Here is a 14367-nt window from a genome sequence, read left to right on the forward strand (position 1 = left end):
AGGAAGGCATTAGAATGGATGAGGTCGCTTAAATCAGAAAAGAAAAGCAAAATAAGTTTTTTAAAATACATCGTATCATCTCCTAAGCAAAATAATAAAATCACTTATTCGATTTTGGCGAAATTTCCGTTTTGTCAATCGGTATATTTCACAAATGCATAGATGTATTTTTGTACAATATGTATACATATAATATTTTATTAGATTGTGCAAAATGACAACAATAAAAGGGGTGAGAAAAAGAAAAGATAGTATTTACGGTACAAATAGCCATCTTTTCTCTTAAGTTAATGACATTGCCCTATAGGGGAGTATCTGGATGAATTAGGAATTGATCTGGAAGAAAGATACGGATCTTATGCCAGTGCAGCTTATAACGGCGATGAAGCATATGCCATTCCGGGTGGTGTAACTGCCTGGGGCCTGTTCTACAATAAGAGTATTTTTGATGAGGCAGGAGTTGAGTATCCTGACCCTAAGGTTCCTATGACGTGGTCCGAATACCGGGAACTGGCGAAGAAGCTGACAAAAGGAGAGGGGGCCGATAAGACATATGGGGCGCTCCATCTTCAGTGGCCGATGTACTGGTATGGCGAAGCTATTATGGAACTTGGAGGTGGACAGAATTTTTATAATGAGGAAGGGCTGTCGAATTTTGAAGATCCTGTCTTCAAAAAGGCATTAGAGGCTGCATATCAAATGCAGAATGTAGATAAATCAACACCAACTATGGCTGATATTATTGCCAGAAAAATTGAGCCCGATGGTTTCTTTAACGGAAAATATGCTATGTATCTGCATGGGACATGGTTCCTGAACTGGCTGGCAGATAAAGAGACATACCCAAGGGACTATGAAGTCGGATTTGCTCCAATGCCGGTGCCGGATGGTACTACAGACCGTCTGACCTGGGGCGTGACAGGAACATATGCTGTGCCTGCAACATCAAAAGACCCCAAGATGGCAACGGACTTCATCGTGGATCTGGTAGCAGAGGTTACCCAACGTACATCCAGCGAGATTTTTGTTGACCAGACAGTTCCGCGGGATAATCTTTTTGTTACGATTGCAGACGAGATTGACGATGAGCAGTTTACAACAGAAAACATTATGGATCTGTTCCTGAATCCAGACCAGACATTAGTCACAGAAAAAGTAACTGGTCCAAATGCAGCTAAATATGAAGCTGTTTTAAAGGAAGAGGTTGAAAAATATTTAGCTGATGCACAGGATTTGGATACGACAATTAAGAATGCTGTGGAACGAGGGAATAAAGCAATCCAAGAATAGGAAACCCTGGAGTGTAGGGAAGAGCCTCTGATATTCAGAGGCTTTCCTGTATTAATTGTGGAGGCACATATGAGACAGGAATATCAGGTGTCCTTGCAGGGTAAAAACCTGTCGAAAGTAACTAGGGAACAAGGGGGGAATAGATGCAAAAATTATTTGATATGGATAATAAATTTATGAGTATATTAGGGAAAACGGGGGATATGATTCTTCTCAACCTTCTTTTTCTGGTTACGTGTATTCCTTTTTTTACTATAGGAGCCGCATTGACCGCATTGTATGACGTGTCATTACGTATGGCGAAAAATGAAGAAGCATATATAATCCGCTCCTTTTTTTCTTCTTTTAAACTACATTTTAAAAAGAGTACAATCCTGTGGCTGGCAGTCAGTGCAGTGGGCGGTCTGCTGTTTTTGGATTTAAGGATAATAAATGCCCAGAACAGTGCCCTGTGGTACCTGATACGCTCTGTTCTATTCTCGGTTCTTCTGATTTGGTGGATTGTGGTTACATATATTTTTCCGCTAATTGCAAAGTATGATTGGTCTTGCAGGCTGACGTTAAAAAACGCATTGCTTATTGCTATGAAGCACGTACCATGTACTGCCGGAATTGTAACGATTAACAGTCTGCTGGCAGTGGCCTTATTTACTGAAGTGGGGATATTATTTTATTTTGTACACATTTATTTGGTTATTGGTTTTGCCTTTGCAGCTCATATAAATTCTATACTATTAGTAAAGGTATTTGACAAGTATGAAGAGAAGCGTCCCGATTATAAAAAAGAAGTTTGATCTTTATTCCAGAGAAGGCGGAGTTATCGGAGAGCTGCTGATAGAAAACCGGAGGTTTGGAATATATGGTATTGCCGTGTTTTAATAGGAGATGAAGGAAATGAATAAAAATAGGAACAAGAATGTAGTGATTTTGTTTACTGACCAACAGCGTTATGACAGTCTTGGATGCAATGGTAACATCCACGCAGAGACAGAAAACATTGACAGGCTTGCTCAGGATGGATGTAATTTTACAAGGCATCTGGCGGCTAATTCAGTCTGTATGCCTTCAAGGGCAAGTTTTCTGACCGGGATGTATGTGCCGGGGCATGGTGTATCATCAAATGGAATTCCTCTATGGCGCAGGGATAATGGCTGCCAGGATCCAAATAACTGGATTGCAGAACATATCTTTGGTGAGGGGGTGCCGGATAAGATACCAACTATGGCAGACTATCTGCTTGAGGAAGGGTATCAGACGGCAATGCTTGGAAAGCTGCATACAGAGCCGTCCCTGGCAGATAAATCTTATGGTTTTAGAAGCTGCTATGATCGTTGGAAGGAGCCGGAGACGGAAGACATTACGGATTCATACTATGGATTTACTTATGTAAAAAATGTGTTGGGCCATGGGGAGGCCCCCTGCGAATATGATCATGGACATTACGGCAGATGGCTGCATAAGAATCACCCCGAAGTGATAGAGGCTATAAAGGAGAGGAGAATGGAGGCCGGGAAGAAGCGCCCGAATATGGATATGTATCTTTCTAAGGTACCTTCAGAACTCCATAATTCAATGTGGCTGGCAGACGAGGCATGCTCCTACATTGATTCTCATAAAGAGAAGGATAAACCAATGTTCCTGTTTGTAGGATTTCCTGATCCTCATCATGATTTTACACCGCCTGAAGATTTTGCGGAGAGATTTTTGGATATTGATGTACCGGAATTTTCAAATCCTGGGGAAATCCTGGGGAGAAAAACGAAGGGTGCAGATGCTTTTATCAAAGCCAATCATGCGGCCAAGGATGACATTGAACGGGCATATAAGTATACACAGGCATCTGTATCCCTGGTAGACAAGGCTGTTGGTAAGATTATCAATAAGCTGAAGGCGGATAACCTGTATGATGACACCATCATTATTTTCACTGCAGACCATGGGGAGATGCTTGGTGATTATGAAACCCTTTATAAAACGGATCAGCCTTTTTACAGCCTGATTCATATTCCATTTATACTAAAACCTGCAAAAGAACAGGAGTTGCCTCTGATATATACAGGACCAATGAGCAATGTGGATGTACTGCCCACATTGTTTGCGATGCTGAATCTTAAGAAACCTCAATATGCACAAGGGGTAGATGTTTTTAAGGAGGGGGAAGGAAACATGCCAATGTCAACCTGCTATAATTTGGGCGGCAGGAATCGGAATATTTCTATTTATGATGCTTCTTACAGATATACTTATGTCACCGATACCGGAGAGGAGGAGCTGTATAATCAGGTTCTAGATCCCCATGAGTACAATAATCTTGCGCATCAGCCCATGTACAGATCGTTTTGCGAACAGATGAAGTTTAAGGTCATGAAAAAACATTTGGAATGCGAGCATCAGGTATTCGGACACTACGGAGTTTGGTAGGGGATATGAGGCAAAGCACCGGGTCATGCGGAAAGAACGTAATGCTCCATGAATAAATTGTTCTTTAGAAAGGGATGGTAAGGCAGTATGAAAAAACAAGTGATTTTACTGATGACAGATACTACACGAAAAGATATGCTGGGTTGTTATGGCGATGACAGGATGAAGACCCCTAATCTGGACCGGCTGGCCGGGGAGGGGATTCGTTATGAAAATGCATATACCTGTCAGCCTGTATGTGGTCCCGCACGTAGTGCTATATTTACAGGTACATTTCCTCATTCAAATGGTATGGTGGCGAATTCTGTTGCAATGGGGGCAAATGTGAAAACGATAGGTCAGAGACTGAATGACAATCATATACACTGCGGCTATATCGGTAAATGGCATTTGGATGGAGGGGACTATTTTGGACTGGGAACATGTCCTGATGGCTGGGACAGCGAGTACTGGTATGATATGCGCTGTTATCTGGAAGAACTCACAGAAGAGGAAAGGACGAAATCAAGAAAATCAGAAACTTCATACGAAGAGGGTATGGATGAGGCATTCACTTATGCACACAGGTGTTCGGACAGGGCTTTGAAGTTTCTGGACAGGTATAAGGATGAAGATTTCTTTCTTACGGTATCCTATGATGAACCTCATGGACCCAGTCTGTGTCCCGCACCCTTTCACACGATGTATGAAGGATTCTGCTTTCACGATTATCCAAATTTTCAGGATGATCTTACGAAAAAACCTCTGATGCAGCAGCTGTGGGCAGGAGATGCGATGAAATATACGGCGGACGAACTGAACCGCCCATCCAGGCAGCTGGCACTGTTTTTAGGGTGCAATTCATTTGTAGATTATGAAATAGGAAGGGTGATTGAAAAACTAAATGAAACAGTTCCGGATGCACTGGTGATATATACATCGGACCATGGAGATATGTTAGGGTCGCATCGGCTTCAGACCAAGAATGCAGCAGCCTATAAAGAGATTGCGAACATTCCCTTAATCATTCGTGGTGGGGAAAGTGGTAAAATTGTTACGGAACCCGCTACTCACATTGATCTGGCACCTACTATATTAGAGTATATGGGGGTTCCGGTTCCGGTTCTGATGGAAGGCCGGAGCATATTGCCTCAAATAAAAGATGTCCGTGTGAGGATAAATGATACGGTCTACATAGAGTTTACGCGCTATGAAACGGACCATGACGGTTTTGGCGGTTTGCAGATGATGAGGGCTGCTGTGACGGAACGTTTTAAGCTTGTTATCCATTTACTTGATACGGATGAATTCTATGATTTGGAAGCAGATCCCTATGAAGTGCATAACCTGATTGAAGACCCCGCATATGCCGCTGACAGAGAACTTCTTCATGATCGTCTGCTTGAGCATATGAACCGTACGAGAGATCCTTACCGTGGATACCAGTGGGCTGTGCGTTATTGGCGCAGTGATAAAAAGCCGTGCTGGGACAATGATGGGTACACCAGACAGCGGGAAAATGAAGAGTATGAGCCAAGACAGCTGGATTATGATACGGGGCTTATGATGAGGGAGGCTGTAAGACAGAAAAAGACAAAAGATGAGAAGCGGTAATGTGGATGCTGTTCCTTTGGTACCGTACGCATTCGTATCACTGCAGAGCGAATTATTTATATTTTATATTGGTGAAAGTAGCGCCGTAGTCCTTAATGGGGTTGCGGCATTTTTTATTCTTCTGACTCTGGGTACATTGATAATACGATTTTCAAAATCCAAGACCCTGATAGTTAGTCCGCAGAATTCCGAAATACGAAGCCCTGTAAAAAATGCCGATTTTTCAGCAGCCAGTGCCAATAACATATATCGCTTGTGATTTCGGAAATGCTGCCGGCCGAAAATTCAAAACTGTGCGCCTGCGATTGCAGAACGTGAACATACAGCGGAAGTACGGATCCAGATGAAATTTCAGTTTGAAATCATCCTATCAAATGTGGTGGAAAGTTTGTAGATACAGATGCTTACCTACTTACCTCGCGCCGACAGGAATATACAACTCTAACTATCGTCATTTTGTGCATAAGAAGATGAAAAATAAAAGAATAGTATTGAATATAGGTAACAAGTATGGTAACATATAATTATCAGAACGGCGTTCGCAAATACGAACGAATGTGGGGAGGCGAAATAATGCATATAAGAAACTACATTAATGGAAAAGCAGTTCGCGGAGAAGGAAAAAATATTACTGTTTATAATCCTGCGAATGGAACAGTGATCGCAGAATTTCCAGGTGTTACAGCAGATCAGGCAAAGGAGGCGCTGGAAGCGGCCAGTCATGCATTTAAAAGCTGGTCTGTATTGCCAATGCAGGATAGGGAACGGTATATATTAAGATATGCAGATATCCTGGAAAGCCACAGAGAAGAAATTATTCAAAGGCTGATAGAAGAGACCGGAAAGACATATACCAATGCAGAAAGTGATTACCAGATGCTGTCTGACTGTCTCTGTTATTTTATAAGAGAAATGAAGAGTATGCAGGGACAGCTTCTTCCGGATTATGAAGATAAACATATTAGTATGATTATAAGGAAACCATTGGGTGTTGTAGTTGGTTATCTGGCATGGAATTTTCCTTTGTTAAATGCAGGATATAAATTAGGTCCGGCTTTGGCGGCCGGATGTACCTGTATTTTAAAACCATCCAGCCTGACTCCATTGACTACGCTTTACTTAGGAGAGCTTTCCATTGAAGCAGGGATGCCTGCCGGGGTCATTAACATTCTGGCGGGAGACAGCCAGTCTGTTGGAAAGACATTGAATGAAAGCAGCATCCCACAAATGATTACCTTAATTGGTTCCAGTGAGACAGGAAAAAAGGTAATCAGGCAGAGCGCCACATCTATCAAGCATTATTCATTGGAGTTAGGCGGGAATGCACCAGTTATTGTAATGAAAGATGCGGATGTATGTGACGCTGCAAGGAAAGTGGCGGACGGAAAGATAAGTAATGGCGGTCAGGTGTGCGTGGCACCAAACAGAATTTTTGTACATAAAGAAATAATACGCAAATTTACAGATGAAATACAGGGATACCTCAATGCCGTAAAATTCGGGAGCGGGAAAGAGAACGGAAATATTATAGTTCCGCCGTTAGCATCACAAGGAGCAGTGGAAAACATGGAAGCTCTTGTAGCAGATGCAGTTGGAAAAGGCGCGGAGATTAAAGCAGGCGGCAAAAGAAAAGAACTTCCGGGATATTATTTTGAACCCACTTTGTTAACGGGCGTTACATCTGAAATGCGAGTATATAAAGAAGAAATTTTTGGTCCCATTATTCCGATAATAGAATTTACAGACGAAGATAATCTTCAGGAAATGGCGAATGATACGGAATATGGTCTGGCAGCATATATTTATACTAATTCACTTTCAGATGCATTGAATCTCTCTAGAAAAATTGACGCCGGAAGTGTTAACGTAAACGAACCATGCTATCAATTTAACCTTCCGCATGGCGGCTGTAAGCAGAGCGGAATCGGCAAGGATTGTTCCGTATTCAGTTTGGAAGAGTATTTTTATATCCAGCGGATATCAATTGCCTTATGAAGGGAGGGCATAATACTATGAAAATCAGGGAAGTTAAAGTCTATATTGTCAGTCAGGACTTAGGTGAAAAAAGTTTTTGCTATTCTCAGGCGTGGTATAACAGTAGGACAATCATGTTGGTTGAAATATTGACAGAAGATGGTCTCAGTGGATTTGGGGAGGCTTTTGGCAATGCATATATTAATAGTGTCATCGTTGAAAAAGTGTACAAACCACGGCTAATTGGACGGAATGTATTTGAAAGCGGAAGTATATGGGATGATTTATATAATATTTTACGGGACTGCGGTCAAAAAGGTTCCTGCGTACAGGCATTGAGCGCAATCGACAATGCACTCTGGGATTTAAAAGGGAAGTATGTGCACCTTCCTGTATACACGCTGCTCGGCGGTGCAAGGCGAGAAAAGATAATCCCATATGCCACTGGGCTCTACCACAGTATAAGTCCCCGTTTGGAAAAAGAATTGGCGGAAGAAGCGGTATCTTATGTGGATGCAGGCTTTCAGGCGATTAAAATGAAAGTGGGATTTGGAGTAGAAAAGGATATTCAGTTGGTGAAAAGAATTCGTTCAGAAATCGGCTCCAAAATAAAGCTTATGATTGATGCAAACCATGCATACAACGCACTTTCAGCAATAAAGCTGGCAAAAGGAGTAGAAGAATATGACATTACCTGGTTTGAAGAACCTGTGCCGCCGGAGGACTATGCGGGGTATTGTGAAGTGAAGCGGGAAGTATCTATCCCCATTGCCGGTGGTGAGGCTGAGTTTACAGCATATGGATTTCGGTCTTTCGTTCAGCAGCGGTGTGCAGATATTGTTCAGCCGGACTGTAGTTCCACAGGTGGTCTGTCTGAGTTTATGAAAATAATGGTGATGGCTAAGCTTGAAAATATTCAATGTTATCCCCATGTGTGGGGGAGCGCAGTTGCTGTATCTGTGGGCATAAATGCTGCTTTTGCAATGCCGGATTTTCCGGAAAGCTTAAATCCGGCTGCTGTATATTTGGAATTAGACAGAACTCCCAATATTTTCAGGGAAGAGTTATCGATGAATAGTCTGCATATAGACAATGGTTATCTTATTCGACATGAACATGAAGGGCTGGGACTTGCGATAGACAGAAAATTGATTGAAAGATATCAGATAAATAATTAGTCTGCAATGTCTTTGTTATGCATTATGAGAAGTTACTTCGAATCACACAAAGCAAAGGAGTAAATGTATGAAAATTATAAATATTAAAACATTTCATGTAAAGCCTCGGTGGATGTTTGTAAAAGTGGAGACAGATGAGGGTGTAACCGGGTGGGGTGAAGCAATGCTTGAAGGAAGGGCGACTGTGGTCGAGAATGCAGTCCATACTCTGGGAACCTGTATAAAAGGCAAGAACCCCATGAATATTGAGGCCTTATGGCAGATAATGTACAAAGGCGGATTTTACCGCGGGGGCGCGATACTTTGCAGTGCAGTCAGCGGAATCGAACAGGCTCTTTGGGATATTAAGGGGAAGGCCCTGGGCGTGCCGATATGGCAGCTCTTAGGCGGTGCATGCAGGAATAAGATACTAATGTATGCACATATTACCCCGACAGTCAACCCGACCACTGAGGAACTTTGCGAGAAGGCGCAGTTAAGGGTAAGACAAGGATTCAAAGCTCTGAAGACCGTTTTAGATTATCCGTTTTTGCATATTGATACTCCAAAAAAAACAGATGAATATGTGGAGAAATTCGGGGAATTAAGAAAAGCCGTTGGTAAAGACATTCATATAGCCATTGATTTTCATGGAAGGGTTTCGCCCGCAATGGCAAAAAGGTTATGTCAAAAATTAGAAAAGTATGACCCGATGTTTGTGGAAGAGCCTGTTCTGCCGGAAAATACAGATGAGCTGCTGAGGGTCGCGGAATCGACCAGTATACCAATTGCTACAGGTGAACGGCTATTTACCACGTGGGGATATAGGGAGCTTCTTAAGCGCGGCGGAGTGCAGGTGCTGCAGCCGGATTTATGTCATTGCGGGGGGATTCTGCAGGCATTTAAGATTGCCGCCATGGCGGAGAACAACTATTGCTCCATTGCGCCCCATAATCCATTGGGACCTCTTTCACTGGCGTCATGCCTGCAGCTGGATGCCTGCATTCCGAATTTTACTGCACAGGAGCATCTGACACTTCTTGAAAAGACAGAGCTTGGCGTTCAATTATTAAAGCAGCCATTTAAAATTGAAGACGGTTATATCCCTGTTCCGCAGGGAGCCGGTCTGGGAGTTGAAGTGGATGAGGAGCAGGTCAGGAAAATGGAATATGACGGGCGCTGGATGAATCCTGTTGAGTTTCATGAGGACGGCTCATTTGCAGAATGGTAGGAGGAAGGATATGAAACATAATAAAATAAAGAATGGATATTGTGCTAAGGATGTGCCCTTACAAAAATTAACCCCGTATCTGTTTATTTTCCCGGCATTGTTACTGCTTGTTGCGCTCGTGGTTTATCCATTATTCTATGGTGCGGGAATCAGCCTGTTTGATACAGATCTGGGGGATAAATGGAACTTTGTCGGAATTGGAAATTATGCAGAGGTGTTTTCTGACAAGGTATTTTTAAAACAGATTCTGCTGACGCTGAAGTTCACAATTCTGGTTGTGGCGTTACATTTCGTAATAGGGATCCTGTTGGGAACCCTGTTGAATCAGAAAAAAAAGGGGATTGGAATTTTTAAGGTGATATTAATTCTGCCTTGGCTTTTTCCGGATGTTGTAGTGGCGTTGATTTTCAAATGGATTTTTAATCCAATTTATGGGCTGCTGAACAGTTATCTTCAAAGATGGGGAATTATTGAACAGGGGATATCCTGGCTGGGGGACAGTACATATGCATTCATTATGGTCGTGGCCGTGGCAATATGGAAGGGATTTCCACTCGTTATGATTAATGTACTTGCGGCGCTGCAGAGCGTGCCGGAGGATATATATGAAGCGGCAAAGATAGATGGAGCGAATAAACTGCAGACACTTTTCAGCATTGTGCTGCCCTCCATCAAACCTGTTTTATCGGCAACACTCATTCTGGATACAATCTGGTGGTTTAAACACTATACTATTGTGGCTCTTTTAACAGGAGGAGGCCCCGGGAGTGATACGTCGATTATCAGTTTAGAGATATATAAACAGGCATTTAGCTACTTTGACTTTGGGAAGGCTGCTGCAATGTCGGTAGTTGTATTTTTGATATGTGTCCTGATAAGCAAGATGTATAGGAGGTTTTTGGAGAATGAGGACTAAGAGCAAGAAATTACTGGCAGGTATTGGTACGTATATAACTCTGGGGTTATTTGCTGTGGTGGTGCTGCTTCCGATTTTATGGATGCTGTCAACGTCCTTTAAGATTGAATCGGAAACAATCATAATTCCGCCCCGATGGATTCCGGAGACCTTTACCATCGAAGCGTATCAGCGCCTCTGGGAAGAATACCCGTTTTTGACATATTTTAAGAACAGCATTATCATAGTTTTAGGGTCGGTCATCGTGTCAGTCGCGTTTGCATGTCTGGCGGGCTATGGCGTTACAAGGTTTAAATTCAAGGGCAAAAAGGGATTTACTACCTTTTTGCTGGTAACGCAGATGTTTCCGTCAATCATGCTTTTGATTCCCTATTATAAAGTGCTGGATACCTATGGACTGAATGATTCATTGCTGGGAATGACGCTTGTTTACATATCCTTTACAATACCATTTTGCACTTGGATGATGATTGGCTTTTTTAAAACGATACCAACCTCATTGGATGAGGCTGCAATCATAGATGGCTGCAGCAGATGGAAAGTGTTCTTGAAGGTTATTCTTCCATTGACGCTGCCGGGAATCGCATCCTCAGCTATTTATGCTTTTATTACAGTATGGAATGAGTATATGTTTGCCCAGACCCTGCTGATATCACCGGAACTGAAAACGCTGCCTCTGGGTATAGCTGAACTAAATGGATTTTACAAGATATTGTGGAACGATATGATGGCAGCATCGGTTATTGCCAGCATTCCGCTTGTGATTTTGTTTGTTTTTATGCAGAAATATTTTGTGAGCGGCCTGACGGCGGGCGCCGTCAAATAGGAAAAACAGATGACTGATATATGATAAGGAGGCAGAAGTGTTAGACATTATTACAGTGGGAGAAACATTAGTATCTTTTACACCTGAAGAAAAAGGGGATTTATGTTATGTAGATTATTTCAAAAAAAGAATCGCGGGCTCCGAAAGCAATGTAGCGATAGGCGCCTGCAAACTGCGTCATAGCGCCGGCTGGGTCAGCAGGCTTGGGGATGACAGTTTCGGCGATTATATACTAAACATGGTTCGCAGTGAAGGTGTTGATGTAGGCGGAGTGATACAATCTCAAAAAGAGAAAAATGCATTGATGTTTAAAGAAATCAGGCCTGGCAATGAAACGGCGGTTATGTACTACAGGAAGAACTCTGCTGCGAGCTGCATGAAGGTTTCTGATCTTAACATGGACTATATATTAGACGCCAGGATGATATACCTATCGGGTATTACAAGCTGCCTGAGCGATACGTGCAGAGAATTGAATGAGTATATTATGGAGGAAGCGCAAAAGAGACAGATACCCGTTGCATTCGACCCGAATATTAGAAAAAAAATGTGGGAAGGGGGGAAATATAAGAAGAATTTGGGAAAAATGCTGCTCCGGGCGGATGTTGTTATGGCTGGCTTAGAAGAAATAGGGATGTTGTTTGATGTTCATGGGACAGAGGCAGCCGTCCGATACCTGACGGACAATGGGAGGGCAGGCAGCATCGCTGTCAAAAACGGGGGCAGCGGAGCAGTAGTAACAGACAGGCATACAACGAAGGCCGTTGCGCCGTATCCATGCAGAAGCGTTGATACAGTCGGTGCGGGGGATGCTTTTAATGCGGCTTTCCTGTGCGGACTTCTGGAAGGTAAGGATATCACGGTAAGCGGGTATATGGGGGTGGTTGCAGGCGCCCTTACTACGGAAACAGGAGGCGATACAGAAGGGTTCCCCAAGTGGGAGCGTATGGACCGGATCTTGAATGGAGAAGCAGGGGTTTACCGCTGATAAAAAATAAGGAAAGGAATGGAAGGATGACAGACATATTTAAAGATAACAGGGTATGTGTAATTATGAGGAATCTGCCGACAAAAGATATCAAAGATTTTGTGAAGGCAGTAAGCGAAGGCGGGATAAAACTATTTGAAGTGACGATGAATACAGAGGATGCGCTACAGCAGATCAGACTGCTTAGGGCAGAGTTTGGCAGCGAAATCTTTGTAGGGGCAGGAACGGTTCTGAATAAAAAAATGTGTGAAACGGCCAGAGATGCCGGCGCACAGTTTTTTGTAACTCCTTCGGTGAATAGAGAGGTGCTGGAATTCTGCGTTGAAAGGAAAATCCCGGTGCTGCCGGGGATTTATACGGCTTCCGAGGCGGCGGTATGCCTTGAATATGGGATACACAGGATGAAGTTCTTTCCTGCCGTGGGTGTTTCGGAAAATTATGTGAAAGCTTTACAGGGTCCCTTCCAGGAGGCCGAATTCTGGGCCGTGGGAGGGGTGTCTCTGGAAAATTTAGAAGACTATATGGCGCGTGGGTTTCAAGGGGTTGGCCTGGGATCGAGTTTTGTAGGTAAAGAGTTGCTGGAAGGAGGGCAGTGGGAAAAGATCAGAGAATATGTATCAAAAAGAATGAAGGAGATATTTGGTTAAAAAATGAACAGGAGGAAAAATGATGTTTACAGTAAAAAAAGTAAAGGCGGCAATTGTTGTGGGGATGTGTGCGGCCGTATTGGCAGGCTGTGGGAAAGGTGAAGCAGCGAAGACGGATGATAAGAAAGCGGAGGATCCTGGAAAGGTAAAGCTTACGCTTATGTCCTCTCTCCAGACGGAAACAGAGGCTGGACTTGAGAAAGCCATGGCAGATCAGTATATGAAAGAAAATCCGGATGTTGAGATTGAATTAATCGGTGTTCCGATGAACGAGATGTCCAAGAAAGTGATTGCCCTAAATACAAGCGATGATCTCCCGGATGCTTTTAGCATTGCCGCAGAGTTCATACCTGTTGCGGCAGAAATGGGAATTCTGGCGGACCATACAGAACTTCTGGGAGAAGATTATCTGGAAGGGCTTGCGGATACAGTGATAGAAGAAGCCAGTATTGACGGCGTTATGAGAATGTCTCCCTGGTTTGTGATACCGACAGGTCTGGTTTACCGGGCGGATTGGTTGGAAGAAACGAACAGAGACGGCATAGAGACAATGGACGAATTCAAAGAGATCGCAAGGGAATTTACCAGAGATGGCCACTGGGGATTTAGTATGGTCGGAACAAACAACAGCTCAGGCGTATCAAGATTTTCACAGTTTGTTAAGGCATATGGCGTAGAAGAAGTATTTCAGGATGAGTCAGGAAAATGGAAGACTGATCTGACAGGGGATAAATTTAAACAGGCCTTGCAGGACTTTGTGGATTTGGCAATTAAGGATAAGGTAGTACCTCCGGGTGTGACAGAAACCGGATATCCGGAAGCTTCCTCTTACTTTGCGCAGGAACAGACAGGCCTGATGATTACCGGTTCTAATGCCCTTGGGGCGATTTTAAGTGCAAACCCGGATTTGGAAGGAAAACTCGCCAGCGTCCCGGTTCCAAAAGAAGAGAGGCATTCAGCAGCGTTAAATGTGGGGGGATATGCCGTTACGAAATCATGTGAACATCCGGAGGAGATGGCGGATTTTCTCAAATTCCTTACGGATAAAGAGCAGGCCGTGCAGTTTGCCCTGGATACAGGAAGGCTTCCTGTAAACGATGAGGCATTAGAGGATGAGGCATTTAAAGATCCGGCGTTTCATGGTTTTATACAGGCCGTTAACCATGTGGTGCCTCAGAACAGATTCCCGAAGTATACGGAAGTATGGGATATTATGGGAGAAGCCTATAATACTATGATGGGAAATGGGACTTCGATAGATGATGCTATGGCACAGGTAGAGGCCAGAATGGCAAAATTATTGGAAGAAGAAAACAAGCAGTAA

Annotated in this window: 13 protein-coding genes; 12 read left to right on the forward strand and 1 reads right to left on the reverse strand. The window is 43.3% G+C overall.

The features are described from left to right. Positions 1 to 303 precede the first annotated feature (303 nt). The 4 genes from HMPREF0240_RS23465 (at position 304) to HMPREF0240_RS12260 (ending at position 5304) form a co-directional block, all read left to right on the forward strand. Positions 304 to 1290, forward strand: coding sequence for an extracellular solute-binding protein (locus HMPREF0240_RS23465; RefSeq protein ID WP_278245600.1), 987 nt, complete (start codon positions 304 to 306; stop codon positions 1288 to 1290). A 143-nt stretch (positions 1291 to 1433) separates the two neighbouring features. Then, positions 1434 to 2084 carry a DUF624 domain-containing protein gene (locus HMPREF0240_RS12250; protein WP_009003729.1) on the forward strand — a complete coding sequence of 217 codons (651 nt, stop codon included), beginning with the start codon at positions 1434 to 1436 and terminating at the stop codon, positions 2082 to 2084. Between the two features lie 100 nt (positions 2085 to 2184). Continuing rightward, positions 2185 to 3711, forward strand: a complete 1527-nt coding sequence (locus tag HMPREF0240_RS12255) for a sulfatase-like hydrolase/transferase (protein ID WP_035313296.1) — start codon at positions 2185 to 2187, stop codon at positions 3709 to 3711. A gap of 87 nt (positions 3712 to 3798) precedes the next feature. Further along, the gene (locus HMPREF0240_RS12260; protein ID WP_035313298.1) at positions 3799 to 5304 is read left to right on the forward strand and encodes a sulfatase-like hydrolase/transferase; all 1506 of its coding nucleotides are present in this window, start codon (positions 3799 to 3801) and stop codon (positions 5302 to 5304) included. 63 nt (positions 5305 to 5367) lie between these two features. Here the strand turns inward: HMPREF0240_RS12260 and HMPREF0240_RS25035 are convergent, their stop codons facing one another. After that, entirely contained in the window at positions 5368 to 5550 is a 183-nt protein-coding gene (locus HMPREF0240_RS25035) for a tyrosine-type recombinase/integrase (protein ID WP_083806201.1), read from the reverse strand. A gap of 327 nt (positions 5551 to 5877) precedes the next feature. Between HMPREF0240_RS25035 and HMPREF0240_RS12270 the strand changes: the two genes are divergently transcribed. The 8 genes from HMPREF0240_RS12270 to HMPREF0240_RS12305 all read left to right on the forward strand — a co-directional run bounded on the left by HMPREF0240_RS12270 (position 5878) and on the right by HMPREF0240_RS12305 (position 14367). Continuing rightward, positions 5878 to 7299, forward strand: coding sequence for an aldehyde dehydrogenase family protein (locus tag HMPREF0240_RS12270; protein ID WP_035313303.1), 1422 nt, complete (start codon positions 5878 to 5880; stop codon positions 7297 to 7299). 17 nt (positions 7300 to 7316) lie between these two features. Continuing rightward, positions 7317 to 8456 (forward strand): mandelate racemase/muconate lactonizing enzyme family protein, encoded by a 1140-nt coding sequence (locus tag HMPREF0240_RS12275; RefSeq protein WP_009003734.1) that lies wholly within the window; start codon positions 7317 to 7319, stop codon positions 8454 to 8456. Positions 8457 to 8523: 67 nt separating this feature from the next. Then, complete coding sequence (dgoD, locus tag HMPREF0240_RS12280; protein WP_009003735.1) at positions 8524 to 9666, forward strand: galactonate dehydratase; 1143 nt, start codon at positions 8524 to 8526, stop codon at positions 9664 to 9666. Positions 9667 to 9676: 10 nt separating this feature from the next. Beyond that, positions 9677 to 10582 carry a sugar ABC transporter permease gene (locus HMPREF0240_RS12285; RefSeq protein WP_009003736.1) on the forward strand — a complete coding sequence of 302 codons (906 nt, stop codon included), beginning with the start codon at positions 9677 to 9679 and terminating at the stop codon, positions 10580 to 10582. Continuing rightward, the gene (locus HMPREF0240_RS12290) at positions 10572 to 11408 is read left to right on the forward strand and encodes a carbohydrate ABC transporter permease (RefSeq protein WP_009003737.1); all 837 of its coding nucleotides are present in this window, start codon (positions 10572 to 10574) and stop codon (positions 11406 to 11408) included. Before HMPREF0240_RS12285 ends, HMPREF0240_RS12290 begins: the two co-directional genes overlap by 11 nt. Positions 11409 to 11445: 37 nt before the next feature. Then, a complete protein-coding gene (locus tag HMPREF0240_RS12295) occupies positions 11446 to 12396 on the forward strand; it encodes a sugar kinase (protein ID WP_009003738.1) in 951 nt (316 codons plus the stop codon). Between the two features lie 26 nt (positions 12397 to 12422). After that, positions 12423 to 13043 carry a bifunctional 4-hydroxy-2-oxoglutarate aldolase/2-dehydro-3-deoxy-phosphogluconate aldolase gene (locus HMPREF0240_RS12300; RefSeq protein ID WP_025656358.1) on the forward strand — a complete coding sequence of 207 codons (621 nt, stop codon included), beginning with the start codon at positions 12423 to 12425 and terminating at the stop codon, positions 13041 to 13043. 19 nt (positions 13044 to 13062) lie between these two features. Further along, a complete protein-coding gene (locus HMPREF0240_RS12305; RefSeq protein WP_009003740.1) occupies positions 13063 to 14367 on the forward strand; it encodes a sugar ABC transporter substrate-binding protein in 1305 nt (434 codons plus the stop codon).

The sequence above is a fragment of the Clostridium sp. D5 genome (genome assembly GCF_000190355.1).
In the GTDB taxonomy this organism is placed as follows: Bacteria; Bacillota; Clostridia; order Lachnospirales; family Lachnospiraceae; genus Faecalicatena; species Faecalicatena fissicatena_A.

Excerpts from the sequence above, each read along its gene's own strand:
- HMPREF0240_RS12250 (WP_009003729.1), top strand. The coding sequence starts at position 1,434 with ATGCAAAAATTATTTGATATGGATAATAAATTTATGAGTATATTAGGG.
- HMPREF0240_RS12255 (WP_035313296.1), top strand. The coding sequence starts at position 2,185 with ATGAATAAAAATAGGAACAAGAATGTAGTGATTTTGTTTACTGACCAA.
- HMPREF0240_RS12260 (WP_035313298.1), top strand. The coding sequence starts at position 3,799 with ATGAAAAAACAAGTGATTTTACTGATGACAGATACTACACGAAAAGAT.
- HMPREF0240_RS25035 (WP_083806201.1), bottom strand. The coding sequence starts at position 5,550 with ATGTTATTGGCACTGGCTGCTGAAAAATCGGCATTTTTTACAGGGCTT.
- HMPREF0240_RS12270 (WP_035313303.1), top strand. The coding sequence starts at position 5,878 with ATGCATATAAGAAACTACATTAATGGAAAAGCAGTTCGCGGAGAAGGA.
- HMPREF0240_RS12275 (WP_009003734.1), top strand. The coding sequence starts at position 7,317 with ATGAAAATCAGGGAAGTTAAAGTCTATATTGTCAGTCAGGACTTAGGT.
- dgoD (WP_009003735.1), top strand. The coding sequence starts at position 8,524 with ATGAAAATTATAAATATTAAAACATTTCATGTAAAGCCTCGGTGGATG.
- HMPREF0240_RS12285 (WP_009003736.1), top strand. The coding sequence starts at position 9,677 with ATGAAACATAATAAAATAAAGAATGGATATTGTGCTAAGGATGTGCCC.
- HMPREF0240_RS12290 (WP_009003737.1), top strand. The coding sequence starts at position 10,572 with ATGAGGACTAAGAGCAAGAAATTACTGGCAGGTATTGGTACGTATATA.
- HMPREF0240_RS12300 (WP_025656358.1), top strand. The coding sequence starts at position 12,423 with ATGACAGACATATTTAAAGATAACAGGGTATGTGTAATTATGAGGAAT.
- HMPREF0240_RS12305 (WP_009003740.1), top strand. The coding sequence starts at position 13,063 with ATGATGTTTACAGTAAAAAAAGTAAAGGCGGCAATTGTTGTGGGGATG.